Source organism: Bradyrhizobium yuanmingense (assembly GCF_029167105.1).
Classification (GTDB): Bacteria; Pseudomonadota; Alphaproteobacteria; order Rhizobiales; family Xanthobacteraceae; genus Bradyrhizobium; species Bradyrhizobium yuanmingense_A.
This window is the reverse complement of the sequence record NZ_JARFML010000005.1, coordinates 284972-305935: the sequence shown is the minus strand read 5'-3', so window position 1 is coordinate 305935 and position 20964 is coordinate 284972. Positions and strand designations below refer to the sequence as shown.

Below are 20964 nucleotides of genomic sequence, written 5' to 3'. Positions count from 1 at the left end.
TGCGGCGGCGCTTGCGCACTTCGTCGCGAGGCGACGGAGTGCGCGCCCCACTACCCCATCGCGCGATCTCGCCGACGGTACCGCCGCGGGGACCTACCACGGTCGTTGCGCCAACGCGGGAGACGATCGAGCGTGCCGACCTCGCCGCCGCGGTGAGGCGGCGTCGGCTATCCGTTCACCATCGACAGAACCGCGCGCGCGAGGTCAGCAGGCTGTTCCACCAATTGATCTGCGCCTGCCGTCTCCAACTCATCCCGGCTGCCATAACCCCAGAGCACGCCGACGCTGCGCATCTCGACGGCATGAGCACCGACGATGTCGTGGCGACGATCGCCGACCATGAGGCAATGCGCAACGGAGATGTTCTGATCGGACAGGATATGGGCGAGCAGCTCCGGCTTGTGATCCAGACTGCCGCCCGGCGTTGAACCGTAGATGCCGTCGAAATGCATCGCCAGGTTCAGGTTCTGCAGAATGCGTTGCGCGAAAACCTGGCGCTTCGATGTAGCGAGATAGATCCGCAGTCCGGCGCGCCGCATGTCCTCGATCGCTGCGCCGATTCCGGGATAGATCTCGCTTCCGAGCAGACCGGCGTGGCCATAGTGCTCGCGATAGGCAACGGCGGCTTGATCGATTCGATCGTCGCCGTACGCCGCCAGCAGGATTCGCAGGATGTCTTCGAGCGGCGACCCGATGGTTATCTCGGGCGCATCGCCGGGATCGTGTCCTAGCGCCCGCAATGCGGCTGAGCAGCTCGCCACGAGCCGGGCCGCGAATCCACCAGCGTTCCGTCGAGATCCAGCAGGACGGAGCGAGAGCGCACCTTCAGCCCTTCCCCATCGCCGCGATCGCGTCCGCAATCGCGATGGTGCGCCGGGCCATGTCGGCGTGCAGGCGTTCCACCATCGCACCATCCAGGCGGATCGCACCGCGCGAGGCGTTCTCCGGGAGTTCGAACGCCGCGATGATCTTTCGCGCGCGGGCGACCTCCTCTTCCGGCGGGGTGAAGATGGCGTTGCAGGCGTCGATCTGGGAAGGGTGGATCAGCGTCTTGCCGTCGAAGCCGAGGTCGCGGCCCTGCGCGCATTCGGTGGCGAATCCGTCGGAATTGGCGATGTCGCTGTAGGGGCCGTCGAGGATCTCGAGGCCGTGCGCGCGCGTCGCCAGGATGCAATGGGTGATCATCGGGATCATCGCGGCGCGGCCGGGCAGCATCCGGATCCGCGTCTCGCGCGAGATGTCGTTCGGGCCGAACACGAAGCCCGAGAGACGGCGCGAGGGATCGCGGCCGGCGGCGGCCAGTTCCTCGGCGTGCAGCACGGCGCGCGCGGTCTCGATCATGGCCCAGACCTTGACGGTCGGCGCGGCGCCGAGTTCGGCCAGCTTGCGGCCGATGGCGTCGAGATCCTCGACGCTCGAAACTTTTGGAACCAGGATTCCGTCCGGCGAGGCCTTGGCGGCCATGGCGGCGTCATCCGGCCACCAGGGCGTATCGAGGCCGTTGGTCCGGATCAGGACCTCGCGCCTGCCAAAACCCTTGGCGGCGATCGCCGCCGCAATGCCGTCGCGCGCCGCCGCCTTGGCCTCGGGAGCGACGGAATCCTCGAGGTCGAGGATCAGGCCGTCGGCGGCGAGATTGCGCGCCTTTTCCAGCGCGCGCGGGTTGGAGCCGGGCATGAACAGATGGCTGCGGCGCGGGCGGGTCATGCTGGCGTTCCTTCCTGGTCTGTCGTCCCCCCAGCCGATAGCATTTGGCCTGCCCATTCGAAAGGCTTGTCGGCCTTGGCGGTATGTGATTAGGCATGGGCCATGACGACATTCCCGAAGCATTTGCTGGAAGGCTACAAGGCCTTCGCCACCCAGCGGCTGCCGACCGAGCAGAACCGCTACCGCGAGCTGTCGGTGAAGGGGCAGTCGCCGGAGACCATGGTGATCGGCTGCTGCGACTCCCGGGTCTCCCCCGAGGTGATCTTCGACGCGGGACCGGGCGAGCTGTTCGTCGTCCGCAACATCGCCAATCTGGTGCCGACCTATCAGCCTGACGAAGGCGCGCACGGCGTCTCGGCAGCGCTGGAATTTGCGGTGACGGTGCTGAAGGTGAAGCACATCGTGGTGCTCGGCCACGCCCAATGCGGCGGCATCCGTGCCTTCATCGACAAGATCGAGCCGCTCACGCCTGGCGACTTCATCGGCCGCTGGATGCAGATGTTCATCAAGCCGGGCGAGGTGGTCGAGCAGCGCGAGCACGAGACCATGGCGCAATTCGTCGAGCGCATCGAGAAGGCCGCCGTGTTCCGCAGCCTGGAAAACCTGATGACCTTCCCGTTCGTCCGCAAGGCCGTGGAGAGCGGCCAGATGCAGACCCACGGCGCCTATTTCGGCGTGGCGGAGGGGTCGCTGTTCGTGCTGGACAAGGCGACCAAGGAATTCAGGAACGCACGCGAGGGATAATCCTGCTCGCCGGCGGGCGAGGCGGCTTGTCCGCAAGGCGCGCCCTTTGCCGGCCCGCAATAGGGCATATCGGGAGCCTGCAAATCGTGCGTGACGAATGGCGGATGAGCGCCTGGTTCGCTAGAGTGTTCTCCATTCGCCACTCGCCATTTGCTCCATCATGCTGATCCTTGCCATCGATACTGCGCTCGAAGCCTGCGCGACCGCCGTTCTCGACACCGACGCCGGCCAGCTCCTCGCACGGGAATCGCAGCTGATGAAGCGCGGCCATGCCGAGGCGCTGATGCCGATGATCGCGCGCGTGATGCAATCGGCCGGCCTTTCCTTCACCTCGCTCGACCGCATCGCCGTCACCGTCGGGCCCGGCAGCTTCACCGGCCTGCGCGTCGGCATCTCGGCGGCGCGGGGCCTTGCGCTGGCGGCGAAACGGCCGGCGGTCGGGCTGACGACGCTGTCGGCCTATGCCGCCGCTGTCGTCGGCCAGAGCGGAACGGCGCCGGTGATCTCTGCCATCGATGCCCGGCACGATCACGTCTATTTCCAGATCGTCGCCGGCGACGGCAGCCCGCTGGTGCGGCCGGCTGTCGCCGCCATCGACGCGGCGATCGCGGCCTCGCAATTCGGCGCGCCGCATCTGGTCGGCAATGCCGCCGAGATCCTCGCAGGTCGCTGGCCGAAAGAAGCACCGCAACCCGTCGCGGTGGACGCGCAGCCCGCGCCCGACATCAGCTGGGTCGCCTGGCTCGGCGCTGCGGCCAATCCCGACACCATGCCAGCGCGGCCGTTCTATCTGAAAGCGCCCGACGCCAAGCCGGCGGCACGGACGCTGCTCGCAGCACAAGCCGCGACCTCATGATGGGATGGCTGTCGGAGTGGTGGCGCGGCGGCACCGCCGCCGTCGAACCCGCGACCATGCGCGATGCCGCGCGCCTCGCGCAGCTGCACGGCGCCTCCTTCGCGCACGGCTGGGGCGAAGGCGAGTTCGAGAGCATGATGAGCGAGCGCAACACGCTGGTGCATCGCTTGCGGCTCGGCCGCAAGACGATCGGCTTTGCGGTGTCGCGGATCGGCGCGGACGAAGCGGAGATTCTCTCGATCGCGGTGGACGGGGCTTATCGCGGCCGCGGCCTCTCCCGCACGCTGCTGATGACCCATCTCGGCCACCTCGCCGGGCGCGGCGTACGCACAATATTTCTGGAAGTGGAGGAGAACAACCAGCCGGCGCGGCGGCTTTACGATCGAGCCGGATTCGTGGTGGTCGGACGCCGCGATCGCTACTATAAGCAGCCCAACGGGGAACAATTGAACGCCCTTCTGATGCGGCGTGACTTGTCGTAACATCGGTGGCAGAAAGCGCCCGCCCAGGCAGACAACGCTATGACCACACTGAAACATTCTTCTGCGTCCAAGGCATCCGAGATCGAGGCGCGCTGCGCCGCAACGGGCATGCGCATGACCGAGCAGCGCCGCGTCATCGCCCGCGTGCTGGCGGAAGCGATCGATCATCCCGATGTCGAGGAACTGTACCGGCGCTGCGTTGCGGTCGACGACAAGATCTCGATCTCGACGGTCTATCGCACCGTGAAGCTGTTCGAGGACGCCGGCATCATCGAACGCCACGATTTCCGCGAGGGCCGCGCGCGATACGAGCAGATGCGCGACAGCCATCACGACCACCTCATCAACCTGCGCGACGGCAAGGTGATCGAGTTCACCTCCGAGGAGATCGAAAAGCTGCAGGCGGAGATCGCCCGCAAGCTCGGCTATCGCCTGGTCGATCACCGGCTCGAGCTCTATTGCGTCCCGCTCGACGACGACAAGCCGACGAATTGATTTAGTGCCCATCGACCTCATCATCTTCGATTGCGACGGCGTGCTCGTGGACAGCGAGGTGATCTCCTGTCGCGCGCATGCGGACGTGCTGACCCGGCACGGCTATCCGATCACGTCGGAGCAGGTGTTCGCGCGCTTCCTCGGCCGGTCGACAAAGCAGGCCAATCTGGAGATCGAGAACGAGCTCGGCCGCAAGCTGCCCGAGGCCTATCACGGCGATCTCCAGGACGAGCTGTTTCGCGCATTCGAGGCCGACCTCGAAGCGATCCGCGGCATCCATGACGTGCTCGATGTCGTCACGCAAGCGGTCTGCGTCGCCTCGAGCGGTTCGCATTCACGCATGCGGGTGAGCCTCGGAAGCACAGGGCTGTACGAGCGCCTTGCCCCAAATATCTTCTCGGCCTCGCAGGTGAAGAACGGCAAGCCGGCACCGGACCTGTTCCTGTTCGCGGCGAGCCAAATGGGCGTGTCGCCCGAGCGCTGCGTCGTGATCGAGGACAGCCTGGCCGGAATCGCCGGCGCCCGGGCCGCCGGCATGATGGTTTTCGGCTTTTACGGGGGTAGCCATTGCCGCGACGGCTATGCCGAGACGCTGCGCCAGGCGGGCGCCGACTTGATCTTTGGCGACATGCATCAGCTGCCGGAGCTGGTCCGGCGGGTCGAGGCGGATGCCGTAGCGGGCTGATCTTCGCCCCGGACCGTCATTCCGGGGCACGCGCGACGCGCGTGAACCCGGAAATCTCGCAGCAAAACCTCTGGATTCCGGGTTCGCGCTGGCGCGCGCCCCGGAATGACGGGTGGAAATGGCTCCATTCGCTGGATTTTCGGCCCTCCAGCCTATATCTGAGGGCCGTCCTCCACCTCCATTTCGGGTTCCATGACGCCGCCGCGCAAGCTGCACATCAAATCATATGGCTGCCAGATGAACGTCTACGATGCCCAGCGCATGGTGGACACACTGGCCCCTGAAGGATTCGTGGAGACGGCGAGCGCGGAGGATGCCGACCTCGTCATCCTCAACACCTGCCATATCCGCGAGAAGGCCTCGGAGAAGGTCTATTCCGAGCTCGGCCGCCTGCGCGTCGCCAAGGACGAGGCCGCGCGTGCGGGCCGCGCGATGAAAATCGCGGTGGCGGGCTGCGTGGCGCAGGCCGAAGGCGAGGAGATCGTGCGGCGCGCGCCCGTCGTCGACGTCGTGGTGGGACCGCAGAGCTATCATCATCTGCCGGAGCTGTTGAAGCGCGCCGACGACCAGGGCCGCGCGATCGAGACCGAGTTTCCCGCCGCGGACAAGTTCGGCTTCCTGGCCCAGCCGAAGCCGGACGCGATCCGCGCGCGCGGCATTTCCGCCTTCGTCACGGTGCAGGAAGGCTGCGACAAGTTCTGCACCTTCTGCGTCGTGCCCTATACGCGCGGCGCAGAGGTGTCGCGCCCCGTGGCGAAGATCGTCGAGGACGTGAAGCGGCTCGCTGACAACGGCGTGCGCGAGCTCACGCTGATCGGGCAGAACGTCAACGCCTATCACGGCGAGGGGCCGGACGGAAAAACCTGGCCACTCGGCCGGCTGCTCGAACATCTGGCGACGATTCCCGGCATCGCGCGGCTGCGCTATTCGACCAGCCACCCCCGCGATGTCGACGACAGCCTGATCGCGGCCCATCGCGCTCTCGGTGCCCTGATGCCGTTCGTGCACCTGCCGGTGCAGTCGGGCTCGGACCGCATTTTGGCGGCCATGAACCGCAAACATACCGCCGATGATTACCGGCGGGTCATCGACCGTTTTCGTACCGCACGCCAAGACATTGCTTTTTCATCGGATTTCATCGTCGGCTTCCCCGGCGAGAGCGAGCAAGATTTTCTCGCCACCCTCGCGCTTGTCACGCAAATCGGCTACGCTGCGGCCTATTCGTTCAAATACTCCGCCCGGCCGGGAACGCCGGCCGCGGATATGCAGGAGACGGTGTCCCCCGCCGAGATGGACCAGCGATTGGAGCGGCTCCAGGAACTGATCGACAGCCAGCAATCGGCCTTCAACAAGGCCGCGATTGGCTCAACGGTCGACGTGCTTTTCGAGCGTCCGGCGCGCAAAGAGGGCCAGATCGTGGGCCGCACCGCCTACCTCCAGCCCGCCCACGTCATGGCCGCGCCCGACATCATCGGACAGATCCTGCCTGTCAGAATCGACAGCCTCGAACGCTACAGTTTTCTCGGCGAGCTCGTGACGCCGCGCAAGGCGCGCGAGCCCGCTTTATCGCAAGCCAGTGGAGCCTGAACCCTTGCCCAAAAGCGCATCGGATTCGTCTTCGTTCGCTCCCAGCCGCAAATTTGACCGCGACATGCAAGTTCCGCCCGAGACCCAGGTCGTCATCGACTTCGACGACAACCGCGCCGCTTCCGCGCTGGTCGGCCCGTACGGCCAGCACCTGGCGCAGATCGAGCGGCGGCTCGGCGTCGTGGTCGATTCCAAGGGCAACCACATCACGATCGGCGGCACCCGCGACGGCTGCGACGCCGCGCGCCGCGTGCTGGAGATGCTGTACGCGCAGGCCGCGAAGGGCCACGATCTCGACCAGGGCGAGGTCGAGGGCGCGATCCGCGCCGTGATCGCGCAGGGCTCGCTGTTCGAGTTCGACGCCAAATCGGCCAAATCAGCCTTCGACAGCATCAACTTGCGCAAGCGTCCGGTGCGGGCGCGCACGGCGGCGCAGGATTCCTACATCCGCGCGCTGAAGCGGCACGAGCTGGTGTTCGGCATCGGCCCCGCCGGCACCGGCAAGACCTGGCTCGCCGTCGCGCATGCCGCGCAGCTGTTCGAGCGCAAGGAGGTCGACAAGATCATCCTGTCGCGTCCGGCAGTGGAAGCCGGCGAGCGGCTCGGCTTTCTGCCCGGCGATCTCCGCGAGAAGGTCGATCCTTATCTGCGGCCGATCTACGATGCGCTCTACGACCTCATGGATGCGCGCATCGTCGAGCGCGCGCTGCAGACCGGCGAGATCGAGATCGCGCCGCTCGCCTTCATGCGCGGCCGCACGCTGACCAACGCCGCCATCATCCTGGACGAGGCCCAGAACACCACGTCGATGCAGATGAAGATGTTCCTGACGCGTCTCGGCGAGAACAGCCGCATGATCGTGACGGGCGATCCCTCGCAGATCGACCTGCCGAACGGCCAGACCTCGGGCCTGGCCGAGGCGACCCGCCTCCTGAGCGGCGTCGAGGGCATCGCCCAGGTTCATTTCAAGGCGGAGGACGTGATCCGCCACGAGCTCGTGGCGCGGATCGTCGCCGCCTATGAAGGGCCGCCGCAGCGGTCGGCCAAAGGTCAATCCTGACGAGGCAGCACCGGACCAAAGCGGGCGCGAGCACGGCGCCCTTCGTCCGAGACAACACAATGTCCCATTCCAACCTTCCCATGACCGAGGTCCTCGTCGTCGCCGATTGCTGGCAGCACGAGCCCGATTCCGAAGCCGTGATCCAGCGCGCACTGGCGGCGGCCGCCGAGAGCGTCGACGAAGACGTTGCCGACGCCGAAGTGGCCGTGATGCTGACCGATGATGCCGGCATCCGCACGCTCAACAGCAACTGGCGCGGCATCGACAAGCCGACCAACGTGCTGTCGTTCCCGGCGCTGCAGCCGGAGGGCGCGTGGAAGCCGGGCGATGCCCCGCGCATGCTCGGCGACATCGCGATCGCCTACGAGACCATGCGGCGCGAGGCGGACGAGGAGCACAAGCCGTTCGACCATCATCTGAGCCACCTTGCCGTGCACGGCTTCCTGCACCTGATCGGCTACGACCACGAGAACGACGAAGACGCCGAGGAGATGGAAGCGCTCGAAACCGAGATCCTCGCCCATCTCGGCATCCCCGATCCCTATGCCGACCGCCCGGGGATGCACTGAAATGCCGGATTCCGAGCCTACCCACGACAATCCCCGCACCACGGCCAATTTGCCGGTTGTGGTGACGCCGGGCGAGGTGCTGCGCCCGAGTGCCGAAAGCTGGCTGCTGCGCGCCATCCGCACGCTGTTCGGCTGGAAGGCGGGGTCGGTGCGCGACGATCTCCAGGTCGTGCTCGACGCCTCGACGCCCGACGACACCGGCTTCTCCGCGGTCGAGCGCACCATGCTGCGCAACATCCTCAGCCTGCACGAGCGCCGCATCGCCGACGTCATGGTGCATCGCGCCGACATCGTCGCGGTGAAGCGCGACATCCCGCTCGGGGAGTTGATGGACCGCTTCGAGAGCGCCGGCCATTCGCGCCTCGTCGTCTTCAACGAGACGCTCGACGATCCCGTCGGCATCGTCCACATCCGCGATTTGCTCGCCTTCATGACCGCGCGCGCCCGCGTGTCGGAAGCCACCAAGACCAAGCGCAAGAAGCCGCTGCCGGCCGGGCTCGATTTGCGCGCGGTCGATCTCGCGCTGCCGCTTCACGAGGCGCACATCATCCGCAAGCTGCTCTACGTGCCGCCGTCGATGCGGGCGATCGACCTGCTCGCGCAGATGCAAGCCTCGCGCATCCATCTGGCGCTGGTGGTCGACGAATATGGCGGCAGCGACGGGCTGGTCTCGATCGAGGACATCGTCGAGCAGATCGTCGGCGAGATCGACGACGAGCACGACAGCGACGAGCCGCCCTCGATCGTGCGCCTGCCCGACAACGCCTTCATCGCCGACGCCCGCGCCAGCCTCGACGACGTCCGCTCGGTGATCGGCGAGGATTTCGTCACCGGCGAGGCCGGCGAGGAGGTGGAGACGCTGGGCGGCTATCTCGTCAGCTTCGTCGGGCGCCTGCCGGTGCGCGGCGAGGTGATCTCGGGCCCCGGCAATTACGAGGTCGAGGTGCTCGATGCCGATCCGCGCCGCGTCAAGCGGCTGCGCATCGCGACGCGGAAGGAGCGCCCGGCGCCCCGCACCCAGCGCGAGAGCCGGCGGCGTGAAGCCACGCCGGAGAGCGGACAAGCGCCGGCCAGCGACACGCCGACATCGCCGCCGCGCGACGGGGCCGCCTCGCAGTGAGCCCATCGCAGCGCCTTCGGCAAATTGCGCTCGCCATCATCCTTACCTGGGGATGGCAGCGCGCAGTCGTCGCCATGGGGTGCGGAGCGCTGTCGGTGCTGGCGCTGGCGCCGTTCAACCTCTTTCCGGTGCTGTTCGTCACCTTCCCGGTGCTGGTCTGGCTGATCGACGGCGCCGGGGCCGGTCGCTATGGCGGCGTGCCCGCCGCCGCCCTGACCGGCTACTGGTTCGGGCTCGGCTATTTCGTGCCCGGCCTCTACTGGATCGGCTACGCCTTCTTCGTCGAAGCCGACACATTCGCCTGGCTGACGCCGTTCGCGGTGCTGGGCCTGCCGGCCTATCTTTCGATCTTCACGGCGATCGGCTTTGCGCTGGCGCGCCTGCTCTGGAGCAAGAACGCCACGCGCGTGCTGGCGCTCGCAGCGAGCCTCACCATCAGCGAATGGCTGCGCGGACATGCGCTGACCGGCTTCCCCTGGAACACGTTCGGCTATGCGCTGTCCGAGCCCTTGCCGCTGGCGCAGACGGCCTCGCTGATCGGCCTGTGGGGCATGACGTTCCTGACGATTGCGATCTTCGCGAGCCCGGCGACGCTGATCGACCGCACGCCGGATCGGCGCCTGCAATGGCGGGTGCCGGCCGCGGCCGTCGCGCTCCTGCTTGTCATGAGCATCTTTGGCGCAATCCGCCTGTCGCTGCATCCGACCACGATCGTATCCGGCGCCAAGCTGCGCCTGATGCAGCCCAACCTGCAGCAGGACGAGAAATTCAACTACGCCGCCAAGCCGGAGGTGATGAAGAAGTACCTCGCGCTGTCGGACCGCGCGTCCGGGCCGCAATCGACCGGCGTGCGCGATGCCACCATCCTGATCTGGCCGGAATCCGCCTTCCCGTTCTTCCTGACCCGCGAAGCCGACGCGATGGCGCAAATCGCCGATCTGCTGCCGAAGGGCACGGTGCTGATCACGGGATCGGTCCGCGCGCCCGATGTGCCGCGAGGCACGCCGATCACGCGCGCCTACAACTCGATCTACGTGATCGATCACGACGGCAACGTGCTCGCGGTCTACGACAAGCTGCATCTGGTACCGTTCGGAGAATTTCTTCCGTACCAGTCGTTGATGGAGAAGCTCGGTTTCGAGCAACTGACGCGTGTGCGCGGCGGCTTCATTCCAGGCACCGTGCGGCATGCGCTCCCCGTTGCCGGCGCGCCGCCCGCGTTGCCGCTGATCTGCTACGAGGCGATCTTTCCTGACGAAGTGGCTGTACGCAACGAACGTCCGGGCTGGATCGTGAACCTGACCAATGACGGCTGGTTCGGCATCTCGACCGGTCCCTACCAGCACCTGGAGCAGTCGCGGATGCGCGCGATCGAGCTCGGATTGCCGCTGGTCCGCTCGGCCAATACCGGCATCTCCGCAGTGATCGATCCGGTCGGCCGCACCGTCGCGAGCCTCGGTCTCGGCCTCGAAGGCATTTTGGACGCAAACCTGCCGGCCGCGATCCCACCGACGGTTTATGCACGGGTGGGTGATGTGCCCGCAGCCATGCTCGTCGCGGTGGCCGTGCTGTTGGCGGTCCGCCGACGAATAGGCAAACGCCGGCCCTGATCGCACCGCCGCCGCAGCGGCCGGAATCCTTTGACAACCGTAGTCCCACGGTTGACAGACTGCACGCGGGCTCCCCATTCTGCACCAGCTGCGAAAGATGGCGGTGCATTGCTAAATTTCTCCGCAATGTTTCCCAATAAGAGGGTTTGATTTGACGGTGCTGCACCCGAGGCATGCTTGATCATTGCGCCGAAGGTGGTGTTTGGAGGGCTGAGGAAATGTCGAAAGCGCCCAACCCTGTTGACAAATATGTCGGCAGTCGCGTGCGCATGCGCCGCATCATGTTGGGCATGAGCCAGGAGAAGCTCGGTGAAGCTTTGGGCCTGACTTTCCAGCAGATTCAGAAGTACGAGAAGGGCACCAACCGGGTCGGCGCAAGCCGCATCCAGCAGATCGCGGAGATTCTGCAGGTGCCGGTGTCCTTCCTGTTCGAGGGCGGCCCGAGCGGCGTGCCGGGTCCGGATGGCTTCAGCGAAGGCGCCTCGCCCTCTTACGTCTCGGACTTTCTCGCCACCTCCGAAGGGCTCGCTTTGACCAAGGCGTTCACGCGAATCACTGATTCGAAGATGCGCCGCTCGATCGTCGATCTCGTCGAGCAGATTGCGGCCCGCGAAGGTCCGGACAAGCGTTGAAGCTCATGTCCCCCGCGATTTGAGACTGCATCAAATCTGGCCTATGTCGTCATTTACGACCGCGCTTTGATGCGCGTCCGCTTCGATGATGCGATTCAAAGGCACAGATGCGTCCATGACCGGCTCCAGTTGGTTCGATTCACAAACTATTCTCGATGGCATCCGCCGCTGGGTGGAGATCGAGACGCCGACGGAAGCACCTGAACAGGTCAACAAGCTGGTCTCCGTGGTTGCGGAGCAATACGGCGACCTGCCCGTCACGCTCGAGCGCATCGCGGGCGTGGACGGCTGCGGCGATCATCTCGTGGCGCGCACGAATTGGGGGCAGGATCAGCCGGGCATCCTGGTGCTGAGTCATCTCGATACCGTCCATCCCATCGGCTTCATTGAGCGCCTGCCGTTCAAGGTCGAAGGCGACGTCGCGTTCGGTCCGGGCATCTACGACATGAAGGGCGGCGCCTACATCGCCCACCACGCCTTCCGCGCGCTTTGCGCGACAGGCGATCGCTCGCCGCTCGGCATCACGCATCTGTTCACGTCCGACGAGGAGATCGGCAGCCCGACCTCGCGTGCGCTGATCGAGCAGGAAGGACGCAAGGCCAAATACGTGCTGGTGACCGAGCCGGCGCGCGACGGCGGCAAGATCGTCACCGGGCGCAAGGGCGTCGGACGCTTCCGGGTATTCATCAAGGGCGTGCCCGCGCATGCCGGCTCGCGGCCCGAAGACGGCCGCAGCGCCGTCCGCGAACTCGGCAACGTCATCCTGGCGCTGGAAGGAATGAACGATCTTGCGCGCGGCGTGACCGTCAATGTCGGCGTGGTGCGCGGCGGCACGCGCCCCAACGTCACGCCCGAGGAGGCCTATGCCGAAGTCGATCTGCGCGTGGTGAGCCTCAAGGATGCCGACGAGTTCGTCGGCAAGATCCTCGGACTGCGATCGAAGACCGACGGCGTGACCGTTACGGTCACCGGCGAGCTCAACCGGCCGCCTTACGAGAAGAGCAATGCAGGCGCCTCGCTGTACGAGCATGCGAAGGCGCTCGCCGGCGAGATCGGCTTCGAGCTGCTCGACACCCACACCGGCGGCGGCTCGGACGGCAATTTCACCGCTCCCTTCACCGCGACCCTCGACGGGCTCGGCGTCGACGGCAAGGGCGCACACACCCATTATGAGCAGCTCTTTGTCTCCTCGCTGGCCCCGCGCGCGCGGCTGCTCCATCGGCTTTATCAGACGCTGCGATGAGCGAACGTAAATCAACCCCCGACCGCGACCACAGCGAGCGCGCCTTCTTCGGGCGCCGCAAGGGTCACAAGCTGAGGCAACACCAGGCCGGCTTGATCGAGCAGCTGCTGCCGCATCTTGCCCTCGATATCGACGGTGAGGCGCCGGCGGACGCGCGCGACATCTTCGATCCCGCAGCCGACGACGTCAGGCTCGAGATCGGCTTCGGCGGCGGCGAGCATCTCGCGGCCGAGGCGCAGAACTTCCCCGCCACCGGCTTCATCGGCTGCGAGCCCTATGTCAACGGCATGGCCAAGATCCTCGCGCAGATCGAGGCGGCCAACATCGGCAACATCCGCCTGTTCGCGGGCGATGCCGCCGAACTCTTGGCCTGGCTGCCCAGGGAGTCGCTGTCGCGGATCGACCTGATCCATCCCGATCCCTGGCCGAAGCGGCGACACTGGAAGCGGCGCTTCGTCCAGCACCGCACCATCGCGGCGATGGCGCGCGTGCTCAAGCCGAACGGCGAATTCCGCTTCGTCTGCGACATCGACGATTACTGCGCCTGGACGCTGTCGCATCTTGCGCGCTCGCAGGACTTCGTCTGGCTCGCCGAACGCGCCGACGATTTCCGGCTTCCATGGCCGGGCTACACCATGACGCGCTACGGCCGAAAGGCCGCGCGCGAGGGACGCAAGGCGGCATATCTGCGGTTCAGAAGAATGTAGTCGTCATTGCGAGGAGCGAAGCGACGAAGCAATCCAGAGTGCTCGCTCGGAGAGATTTCTGGATTGCTTCGCTCCGCTCGCAATGACGAAGCGCGGAGCTAGATCGTCCGCCGGTTGCGCCAGAAATTCACGACGCGTTCGGCGGTCGTCGGCATCAGGCGCGTGAAATTCACGCGCGCGGTCTCGATGTCCGCATCGGCCGGCGTGCGGTTCGCGCCGTACCAGAGCAGGATCAGCGCGCGCACCGTGGGCCAGCCGAGGTTCAGCACGCGACCCAGGATCAGCAGCGGATCGTAGCGGTCGCCCGCGATCAGACGGTCGAGGACCTGGAGGCGAACGCCCGACATCGCCGAGAGCGTGGCGACCGATTCCTCGTATTTGTGCGCCTTGGCGAAACCGAGCAGCGCGCTCTCGCCGAGATGGCCGTCGCGATTCAAGGTCAGCACGGTGCGCTGTGCCGCGGAGAAATCGCGGCGCGGGCCCGGCGGCAGCGCGGCCTCTTCGATCGCGGCCATCGCGCGCTTGATCTCGGCCTGGCGCGCCGGATTGACGACGGTGGAGAGGCGGCGGCGGATGACGTCGAGCGTCCCGTCCAGCAACTGCTTCAGGTTCTCGCCGGAAAGGTCGCTGCGCTGGCCGATCTTCAGCGTCAGCACGCCGTCCTGCGCCGCACGCTTGATCATCTCCGAATAGCTGCCCGGCGAGAACATAGCACCGGCATTGGCGGCGGCGCGGCGCACCACGTCGCGATCGCCGCGCTCGACCAGTACGTCGGTGACGGCGGGAGACAAAGCGGGACGCTCGGTCATCGCCAGAAGATGGCCCTGGCCCTTCAAGCGCGCGATCTCGACCAGCGCCGCCTCGTCGAGCACGGGCGAGCGGCGCAGCACGGGGCCGGCCACCATGATCTCGTTCTCGCGCGCGAGCTGATTGACGAGGTGCGGCGGCGCATTGTCGAGCTGCGAGAAGCGCTCGGACAGATCGACGCGCGATGCCAGCTCGGTATGGGGCACGAGATCGATCAGGAGATTGTCGAACAGATCGATCAGCTCGGGGCGGAGCTTGTCCGCATCCCGGAAGAACAATTGGGAGATGGCACGCGCGATCTCGCCGCGGCGGCGCGGATCGCCGCGCTTGACGATATCGTCCAATCCAGGAATGAGCGACGTGGCAACGGTCATGAAAACGCAACTCGAACGGGGCACGCCGCGGGTGCGCCCTTGATCCAAGCCGCCCCACAATCGGGAAATCTAGGCCTGCTTGATGAAGGAAGCGTTGAGCAGGGCCCGCGGACGGGCGCAAAAAGGGCCCCGTTCCCGCTGCAATGGGCCTTGTCCGGGGGTCGAGAAAGCGCTATATCAGCGCCAATTCATCTTCTCATACGATCCGCGTAGTGAGAGTGGGCCCGCAAGGACCCGCTCTTTTTTATTACCTGAACGCGGCTCGGCAGGAGATGCGCCCGACGCGTCGTCGGAATAGTTCCGAAACGGGCTTTGAAATCGTAACCAAGCCTTAACCCAAGCCTTAACTAACGAGCGCTCTGACCCTGGACATGACCGAACCGAACCCTGGTTCCACGGATGCCGAATTGCTGGCCGAGCCGCGGCTCGTGGTCGAGCCCGGCGTCGCGGCACGGGTGTCCGCGGTGGCCGGTCCCGTGCTGCAGGGCATGGGCTACCGCCTGGTCCGGATCCGCATTTCCGGCGAAGCCGGCTGCACTGTGCAGATCATGGCCGAGCGGCCGGACGGCTCGATGCAGATCGAGGATTGCGAGGCGATCTCGCGGGCGCTGTCGCCGGTGCTCGACGTCGCCGATCCCATCGACCGCGCCTATCGCCTCGAGATCTCCTCGCCGGGCATCGACCGCCCGCTGGTGCGCCGTTCCGATTTCGAGCGTTATGCCGGGCACCTGGTGAAGATCGAGATGGCCGTCGCGCATGAGGGGCGTAAGCGCTTCCGCGGCACCCTCGGCGCGGTCGAAGGCGACCGCGTGCATCTGCATCGCGACGATGCCAAGGCCGGCGACGATGCCGACGTTCTCCTGACCATGGAGGATATCGGCGATGCCCGGCTGGTGCTGACCGACGAGCTGATTGCCGAATCCATGCGGCGCGGCAAGGCCGAGGAGCGCAAGATGCGCAGGGATCTCGGCCTGGAGCCGCCGGCTGCACCGCACGCGGAGATCAGTGCGAAGATCACCAAGAACACCAGGCCGAAGAAGAAGCCGGCCCCGACCAACACGAAGAAACATCGCCTTGCCGCCGAACGCGCGCGGCGCGGCGAGATCGAGCCTGACCAAGGAGACTAGCCATGGCAGTCAGCGCCAACCGACTTGAATTGCTTCAGATCGCCGACGCCGTCGCACGCGAGAAGTCGATCGACCGCGGCATCGTCATCGCCGCGATGGAGGACGCCATCGCCAAGGCGGCGCGCGCACGTTACGGCAGCGAGACTGACGTTCATGCGGAGATCGACCCGAAGAAGGGCGAGCTGCGGCTGTCGCGCCACATGCTGGTGGTCGACAAGGTCGAGAATCACTCCAACCAGATCTCGCTGGTGGACGCGCAGCGCGCCAATCCCGGCGCCCAGGTCGGCGACACCATCGCCGACACCCTGCCGCCGCTGGAATATGGCCGCATCGCCGCGCAATCGGCCAAGCAGGTCATCGTGCAGAAGGTGCGCGAGGCCGAGCGCGACCGGCAGTACCAGGAATTCAAGGACCGCATCGGCGACATCGTCAACGGCGTCGTCAAGCGCGTCGAATATGGCAGCGTGATCGTCGATCTCGGCCGCGGCGAAGCCATCATCCGCCGCGACGAGATGCTGCCGCGCGAGGTGTTCCGCAACGGCGATCGCGTCCGTGCCTACATCTTCGACGTCCGCCGCGAGACGAGAGGCCCGCAGATCTTCCTCTCCCGCACCCATCCGCAGTTCATGGCGAAGCTGTTCGCGCAGGAAGTGCCGGAAATCTATGACGGCATCGTCGAGATCAAGGCGGTGGCCCGCGATCCGGGCTCGCGTGCGAAAATCGGCGTGATTTCCCGCGATTCCTCGGTCGATCCGGTCGGCGCCTGCGTCGGCATGCGCGGCTCGCGCGTGCAGGCCGTGGTCAACGAGCTGCAGGGCGAGAAGATCGACATCATTCCCTGGTCGCCCGACATCGCGACCTTCGTGGTCAACGCGCTGGCGCCGGCGGAAGTCTCCAAGGTCGTGATCGACGAGGACCGCGAGCGCATCGAGGTCGTGGTGCCCGACACCAACAACCAGCTCTCGCTGGCGATCGGCCGCCGCGGCCAGAACGTGCGCCTGGCCTCGCAGCTCACCGGCTGGGATATCGACATCCTGACCGAGCAGGAGGAATCGGAGCGCCGCCAGGCCGACTTCGAGAACTCGACCCGCGTCTTCATGGAATCGCTCAACGTCGACGAGGTGGTCGGCCAGCTGCTGGCGTCCGAGGGCTTCACCTCGGTCGAGGAGCTCGCGATGGTGGACGTCAAGGAGCTCGCCGGCATCGAGGGCTTCGACGAGGAGACCGCGCAGGAGCTGCAGAACCGCGCCCGCGAATATCTGGAGCAGCAGGAAGCCGAGCTCGAGGCGAGGCGCAAGGAGCTCGGCGTCGAGGACGCGCTCAAGGACGTGCCCGGCGTGACCTCGAAGATGCTGGTGAAGTTCGGCGAGAGCGACATCAAGACCGTCGAGGACCTCGCCGGCTGCGCCACCGACGATCTGGTCGGCTGGACCGAGCGCAAGGAAGGCGGCGAGCCGACCAAGCACGCCGGTGCGCTCGACGGCATCGACATCTCCCGTGACGACGCCGAAGCGATGATCATGCAGGCCCGTGTCAAGGCCGGCTGGATCACCGAAGCCGATCTCGCCAAGCCCACTGAGGAGGCCGAGGCGACCGAAGATCAACCGGCTTAAGGGCAAGGAGAATGTCGCCCGGATGCTTGCAGATTCCGACCTCGAACTTGACCATGGGCCGCGGACCGAAAGGTCCGCGACCATGCGTATGTGCGCGGTCAGCCGCGAGGTCCGGCCGATCGACGAGCTGATCCGCTTCGTCGCATCGCCTGACGGACAAATAGTTCCCGATCTCAAGCGCAAGCTGCCCGGACGGGGGATGTGGCTCACCGCCTCACGCAAGATGGTTGCGGAAGCGGTGCGGCGTCACCAATTTAGCAAGGCCTTCAAGCGCGAGCTGCGCATCCCTCAGACGCTTCCCACCGACATCGAGGCGCTCCTGGTCCGGAGCGTGACCGAAGCCCTTGGGATCGCCGCCAAGGCGGGCCAGGTCGTGGCCGGTTTCGGCAAGGTCGAGAGCGCCCTTCGGGAAGGAACGGTCGAGGTCCTGATCCATGCCAGCGACGGGGCCGCGGACGGAATCCGCAAATTGGACATGCTGGCGCGTCAGAATACCGGGAATCGCGGTGCCCAGCCGCAGATTCCCGTCGTCACCGCTCTGAAATCGGTAGAATTGGATTTGGCACTGACCCGGTCAAATGTGATACATGCTGCCCTGCTCGCGGGCCCGGCGAGCAAGTCATTCCTGTCACGTAGCCAGATCCTGGTCCGATACCGGATGGCGGACGACGACAAGACTGCCGAAAAACCCGGCCAGGATTTCTGAGAGACAACGACGACCCGATTGGATGGTGCGGCAACGCACAACACTGATAAATCAGGATTAGGACTGCTGAATGGTTGATACCAAGACCCCTGGCGACAAGAAGCTGAGCGTTCCGAGCAAGACGCTATCGCTCAAGCCGCGCGTCGAAACGGGCACCGTGCGCCAGAGCTTCAGCCATGGCCGCAGCAAGCAGGTCGTGGTCGAGAAGCGCGGCAAGCGCCGCATTGGCGATGGACCCGAGCCGCACGCGCCCGAGGTGACGGCCAAGCCTGCGCCGGCCGCACCCGCCGCGCCGCCGCGCCCGGCTCCGCCCCCGCCGCGCAACGCCGGTTCCGGCGTGGTGCTTCGGACCCTCACCGAGGACGAGCGTTCGGCCCGCGCCAGTGCGCTCGCCGATGCCAAGCTGCGCGAAGTCGAGGAACGCCGCCAGGCCGAGGAAGAGGCCCAGCGCCGCGCCGCCCGTGAAGCTGCCGAGCGCGCCGAGCGCGAAGCCGCCGAATCCCGCCGCAAGGCCGAGGAAGAGCGGCATCGTCACGAGGACGAAGCCAAGCGCAAGGCCGAGACCGAGGCCAAGAAGCGTTTCGGCGAAGGCGAGCAGCCGTCCGCACCGCGTCCCGCTGCCACGGCACCGGCCGCTTCCGCTCCGCGCCCCGGCGCGCCCGCGTCGCGGCCTGGAACCACCACCACAGCACGCCCGGGAACCACGACGGCGCGTCCTGCAACCACGACCGCGCAGCGTCCGGGTGGACCGGCTGGCCGCGGCCCCGCCGTTGCGGCCGAGGCTGACGACGACGAGGCGCCGCGCCAGATCCGTCGCGGTCCCGGCGGCGCCGCGCGTCCTGTGGCAGCCCCCAAGACCACGCACAAGCCGGGCCCGCAGAAGGAGCGCGGCCGGCTGACCGTCGTCACCGCGCTCAATGCCGACGAGGTGCGCGAGCGCTCGATCGCCTCGTTCCGCCGCCGCACCCAGCGCCTGAAGGGCCACGCCGCGAACGAGCCCAAGGAAAAGCTCATTCGCGAAGTGGTCATTCCGGAGGCGATCACCATCCAGGAACTCGCCAACCGCATGTCCGAGCGCGCGGTCGACGTCATCCGCATGCTGATGAAGCAGGGCGCGATGCACAAGATCACCGACGTGATCGATGCCGACACCGCGCAGCTGATCGCCGAAGAGCTCGGCCACACCGTCAAGCGCGTCGCCGCCTCCGACGTCGAGGAAGGCCTGTTCGACCAGGTCGACGATTCCACCGACACCGAGACGCGCTCGCCGGTCGTAACCGTGATGGGCCACGTCGACCACGGCAAGACCTCGCTGCTCGATGCGCTGCGTCATGCCAACGTGGTCTCCGGCGAAGCCGGCGGCATCACTCAGCATATCGGCGCCTATCAGGTGGTCTCGCCGGAAAGCGGCAAGAAGATCACCTTCATCGACACGCCCGGCCACGCCGCGTTCACCGCGATGCGCGCCCGCGGCGCCAAGGTCACCGACATCGTCGTGCTGGTGGTCGCGGCCGACGACGGCGTGATGCCGCAGACGGTCGAAGCCATCAACCACGCCAAGGCGGCGCGGGTGCCGATCATCGTTGCCATCAACAAGATCGACAAGCCCGACGCCAAGCCCGAGCGCGTGCGCACCGAGCTGCTCCAGCACGAGGTGCAGGTTGAGTCGTTCGGCGGCGACGTCGTCGACGTCGAGGTGTCGGCCAAGAACAAGACCAATCTCGACAAGCTGCTCGAGATGATCGCGCTGCAGGCCGAAATCCTCGACCTGAAGACCAATTCGCAGCGTCCGGCCGAAGGCACGGTGATCGAGGCCAAGCTCGATCGCGGCCGTGGTCCGGTCGCGACCGTGCTGGTGCAGCGCGGCACGCTTCGCGTCGGTGACATCATCGTCGCCGGTGCCGAAATGGGCCGCGTCCGCGCGCTGATCTCCGATCAGGGCGAGACCGTGCAGGAGGCCGGCCCCTCGGTGCCGGTCGAGGTGCTCGGCTTCAACGGCCCGCCCGAGGCCGGCGATCGTCTCGCGGTGGTCGAGAACGAAGCCCGCGCCCGTCAGGTCACCAGCTACCGCGCGCACCAGAAGCGCGAGAACGCGGCAGCCTCGATCTCCGGCATGCGCGGCTCGCTCGAGCAGATGATGTCGCAATTGAAGACGGCGGGCCGCAAGGAATTCCCGCTGATCGTCAAGGCCGACGTGCAGGGTTCGCTGGAGGCCATCCTCGGCTCGCTGGAGAAGCTCGGCACCGACGAGGTCGCCGCCCGCATCCTGCATGCCGGCGTCGGCGGCATCTCGGAATCCGACGTGACGCTGGCCGAAGGCTTCAACGCCGCGATCATCGGCTTCTCGGTTCGCGCCAACAAGGAGGCCGCTGCGGCCGCCAAGCGCAACGGCATCGAGATCCGCTACTACAACATCATCTACGACCTCGTGGACGACGTGAAGAAGGCGATGAGCGGCCTGCTCGCGCCGACCTTGCGCGAAACCATGCTGGGCAATGCCGAGATCCTGGAGATCTTCAACATCTCCAAGGTCGGCAAGGTCGCCGGCTGCCGCGTCACCGACGGCACCGTGGAACGCGGCGCCAATGTGCGCCTGATCCGCGACAACGTCGTCGTGCACGAAGGCAAGCTGTCGACGCTGAAGCGCTTCAAGGACGAAGTGAAGGAAGTCCAGTCCGGCCAGGAATGCGGCATGGCCTTCGAGAACTACCACGACATGCGTGCCGGTGACGTGATCGAGTGTTATCGCGTGGAGACGATCCAGCGCTCCCTGTAAGTCCAAACCTTACCGAAGCGTTCGGATCTTTTTGAACTGAGATTGCGGGAGTGCGATGGCCGGA

Annotated in this window: 19 protein-coding genes and 1 pseudogene; 17 read left to right on the top strand and 3 right to left on the bottom strand. The window is 66.3% G+C overall.

Annotated features, from left to right (window positions below; all coding sequences use genetic code 11):
• Positions 1–167 precede the first annotated feature (167 nt).
• Positions 168–829 (bottom strand): annotated as a pseudogene (locus tag P0R31_RS09565) (HAD hydrolase-like protein).
• Complete coding sequence (locus tag P0R31_RS09560) at positions 826–1707, bottom strand: HpcH/HpaI aldolase/citrate lyase family protein (RefSeq protein ID WP_275513849.1); 882 nt, start codon at positions 1705–1707, stop codon at positions 826–828. Before P0R31_RS09560 ends, P0R31_RS09565 begins: the two are co-directional and overlap by 4 nt.
• A gap of 102 nt (positions 1708–1809) precedes the next feature.
• Here P0R31_RS09560 and P0R31_RS09555 point away from each other — a divergent pair, with 102 nt between their 5' ends.
• The 13 genes from P0R31_RS09555 to trmB all read left to right on the top strand — a co-directional run bounded on the left by P0R31_RS09555 (position 1810) and on the right by trmB (position 13497).
• Positions 1810–2451, top strand: a complete 642-nt coding sequence (locus tag P0R31_RS09555) for a carbonic anhydrase (protein ID WP_275513848.1) — start codon at positions 1810–1812, stop codon at positions 2449–2451.
• A gap of 160 nt (positions 2452–2611) precedes the next feature.
• Positions 2612–3307: a tRNA (adenosine(37)-N6)-threonylcarbamoyltransferase complex dimerization subunit type 1 TsaB gene (tsaB, locus tag P0R31_RS09550; protein ID WP_275513847.1), complete on the top strand. Its 696-nt coding sequence runs from the start codon at positions 2612–2614 to the stop codon at positions 3305–3307.
• On the top strand, positions 3304–3789 hold the full coding sequence (gene rimI / locus P0R31_RS09545) for a ribosomal protein S18-alanine N-acetyltransferase (RefSeq protein ID WP_036008947.1): 486 nt from the start codon (positions 3304–3306) through the stop codon (positions 3787–3789). The genes tsaB and rimI overlap by 4 nt, the downstream gene beginning before the upstream one ends.
• Positions 3790–3828: 39 nt before the next feature.
• Positions 3829–4284 (top strand): Fur family transcriptional regulator, encoded by a 456-nt coding sequence (locus tag P0R31_RS09540; RefSeq protein ID WP_109141846.1) that lies wholly within the window; start codon positions 3829–3831, stop codon positions 4282–4284.
• Positions 4285–4288: 4 nt separating this feature from the next.
• Complete coding sequence (locus P0R31_RS09535; RefSeq protein ID WP_275513846.1) at positions 4289–4969, top strand: HAD family hydrolase; 681 nt, start codon at positions 4289–4291, stop codon at positions 4967–4969.
• A gap of 192 nt (positions 4970–5161) precedes the next feature.
• Positions 5162–6556, top strand: coding sequence for a tRNA (N6-isopentenyl adenosine(37)-C2)-methylthiotransferase MiaB (gene miaB, locus P0R31_RS09530; protein WP_275513845.1), 1395 nt, complete (start codon positions 5162–5164; stop codon positions 6554–6556).
• Positions 6557–6620: 64 nt separating this feature from the next.
• Positions 6621–7616, top strand: coding sequence for a PhoH family protein (locus tag P0R31_RS09525; RefSeq protein ID WP_275513844.1), 996 nt, complete (start codon positions 6621–6623; stop codon positions 7614–7616).
• Positions 7617–7675: 59 nt separating this feature from the next.
• The gene (gene ybeY, locus P0R31_RS09520; RefSeq protein WP_275513843.1) at positions 7676–8185 is read left to right on the top strand and encodes an rRNA maturation RNase YbeY; all 510 of its coding nucleotides are present in this window, start codon (positions 7676–7678) and stop codon (positions 8183–8185) included.
• Position 8186: 1 nt separating this feature from the next.
• Positions 8187–9305, top strand: a complete 1119-nt coding sequence (locus P0R31_RS09515) for a hemolysin family protein (RefSeq protein ID WP_036008986.1) — start codon at positions 8187–8189, stop codon at positions 9303–9305.
• Positions 9302–10915 (top strand): apolipoprotein N-acyltransferase, encoded by a 1614-nt coding sequence (gene lnt, locus P0R31_RS09510; protein WP_275513842.1) that lies wholly within the window; start codon positions 9302–9304, stop codon positions 10913–10915. The genes P0R31_RS09515 and lnt overlap by 4 nt, the downstream gene beginning before the upstream one ends.
• Positions 10916–11133: 218 nt before the next feature.
• The gene (locus P0R31_RS09505; protein ID WP_018319423.1) at positions 11134–11547 is read left to right on the top strand and encodes a helix-turn-helix domain-containing protein; all 414 of its coding nucleotides are present in this window, start codon (positions 11134–11136) and stop codon (positions 11545–11547) included.
• An 85-nt stretch (positions 11548–11632) separates the two neighbouring features.
• On the top strand, positions 11633–12790 hold the full coding sequence (locus P0R31_RS09500) for a M20 family metallopeptidase (RefSeq protein WP_275513841.1): 1158 nt from the start codon (positions 11633–11635) through the stop codon (positions 12788–12790).
• A complete protein-coding gene (trmB, locus tag P0R31_RS09495) occupies positions 12787–13497 on the top strand; it encodes a tRNA (guanosine(46)-N7)-methyltransferase TrmB (protein WP_275513840.1) in 711 nt (236 codons plus the stop codon). Before P0R31_RS09500 ends, trmB begins: the two co-directional genes overlap by 4 nt.
• A gap of 98 nt (positions 13498–13595) precedes the next feature.
• Here trmB and P0R31_RS09490 read toward each other — a convergent pair whose 3' ends face one another.
• Positions 13596–14678 carry a DUF2336 domain-containing protein gene (locus P0R31_RS09490; RefSeq protein ID WP_275513839.1) on the bottom strand — a complete coding sequence of 361 codons (1083 nt, stop codon included), beginning with the start codon at positions 14676–14678 and terminating at the stop codon, positions 13596–13598.
• Positions 14679–15049: 371 nt separating this feature from the next.
• Here P0R31_RS09490 and rimP point away from each other — a divergent pair, with 371 nt between their 5' ends.
• The 4 genes from rimP (at position 15050) to infB (ending at position 20900) form a co-directional block, all read left to right on the top strand.
• Positions 15050–15805: a ribosome maturation factor RimP gene (gene rimP, locus P0R31_RS09485; RefSeq protein WP_275513838.1), complete on the top strand. Its 756-nt coding sequence runs from the start codon at positions 15050–15052 to the stop codon at positions 15803–15805.
• Between the two features lie 2 nt (positions 15806–15807).
• Positions 15808–17418 (top strand): transcription termination factor NusA, encoded by a 1611-nt coding sequence (gene nusA / locus P0R31_RS09480; RefSeq protein WP_275513837.1) that lies wholly within the window; start codon positions 15808–15810, stop codon positions 17416–17418.
• A gap of 22 nt (positions 17419–17440) precedes the next feature.
• Positions 17441–18124: an RNA-binding protein gene (locus tag P0R31_RS09475; RefSeq protein WP_275513836.1), complete on the top strand. Its 684-nt coding sequence runs from the start codon at positions 17441–17443 to the stop codon at positions 18122–18124.
• A gap of 70 nt (positions 18125–18194) precedes the next feature.
• On the top strand, positions 18195–20900 hold the full coding sequence (gene infB, locus P0R31_RS09470; RefSeq protein WP_275513835.1) for a translation initiation factor IF-2: 2706 nt from the start codon (positions 18195–18197) through the stop codon (positions 20898–20900).
• Positions 20901–20964 lie beyond the last annotated feature (64 nt).

Excerpts from the sequence above, each read along its gene's own strand:
- P0R31_RS09560 (WP_275513849.1), bottom strand. The coding sequence starts at position 1,707 with ATGACCCGCCCGCGCCGCAGCCATCTGTTCATGCCCGGCTCCAACCCG.
- P0R31_RS09555 (WP_275513848.1), top strand. The coding sequence starts at position 1,810 with ATGACGACATTCCCGAAGCATTTGCTGGAAGGCTACAAGGCCTTCGCC.
- tsaB (WP_275513847.1), top strand. The coding sequence starts at position 2,612 with ATGCTGATCCTTGCCATCGATACTGCGCTCGAAGCCTGCGCGACCGCC.
- rimI (WP_036008947.1), top strand. The coding sequence starts at position 3,304 with ATGATGGGATGGCTGTCGGAGTGGTGGCGCGGCGGCACCGCCGCCGTC.
- P0R31_RS09540 (WP_109141846.1), top strand. The coding sequence starts at position 3,829 with ATGACCACACTGAAACATTCTTCTGCGTCCAAGGCATCCGAGATCGAG.
- miaB (WP_275513845.1), top strand. The coding sequence starts at position 5,162 with ATGACGCCGCCGCGCAAGCTGCACATCAAATCATATGGCTGCCAGATG.
- P0R31_RS09525 (WP_275513844.1), top strand. The coding sequence starts at position 6,621 with ATGCAAGTTCCGCCCGAGACCCAGGTCGTCATCGACTTCGACGACAAC.
- ybeY (WP_275513843.1), top strand. The coding sequence starts at position 7,676 with ATGTCCCATTCCAACCTTCCCATGACCGAGGTCCTCGTCGTCGCCGAT.
- P0R31_RS09515 (WP_036008986.1), top strand. The coding sequence starts at position 8,187 with ATGCCGGATTCCGAGCCTACCCACGACAATCCCCGCACCACGGCCAAT.
- P0R31_RS09505 (WP_018319423.1), top strand. The coding sequence starts at position 11,134 with ATGTCGAAAGCGCCCAACCCTGTTGACAAATATGTCGGCAGTCGCGTG.
- P0R31_RS09500 (WP_275513841.1), top strand. The coding sequence starts at position 11,633 with ATGATGCGATTCAAAGGCACAGATGCGTCCATGACCGGCTCCAGTTGG.
- trmB (WP_275513840.1), top strand. The coding sequence starts at position 12,787 with ATGAGCGAACGTAAATCAACCCCCGACCGCGACCACAGCGAGCGCGCC.
- P0R31_RS09490 (WP_275513839.1), bottom strand. The coding sequence starts at position 14,678 with ATGACCGTTGCCACGTCGCTCATTCCTGGATTGGACGATATCGTCAAG.
- rimP (WP_275513838.1), top strand. The coding sequence starts at position 15,050 with ATGACCGAACCGAACCCTGGTTCCACGGATGCCGAATTGCTGGCCGAG.
- nusA (WP_275513837.1), top strand. The coding sequence starts at position 15,808 with ATGGCAGTCAGCGCCAACCGACTTGAATTGCTTCAGATCGCCGACGCC.
- P0R31_RS09475 (WP_275513836.1), top strand. The coding sequence starts at position 17,441 with ATGCTTGCAGATTCCGACCTCGAACTTGACCATGGGCCGCGGACCGAA.
- infB (WP_275513835.1), top strand. The coding sequence starts at position 18,195 with ATGGTTGATACCAAGACCCCTGGCGACAAGAAGCTGAGCGTTCCGAGC.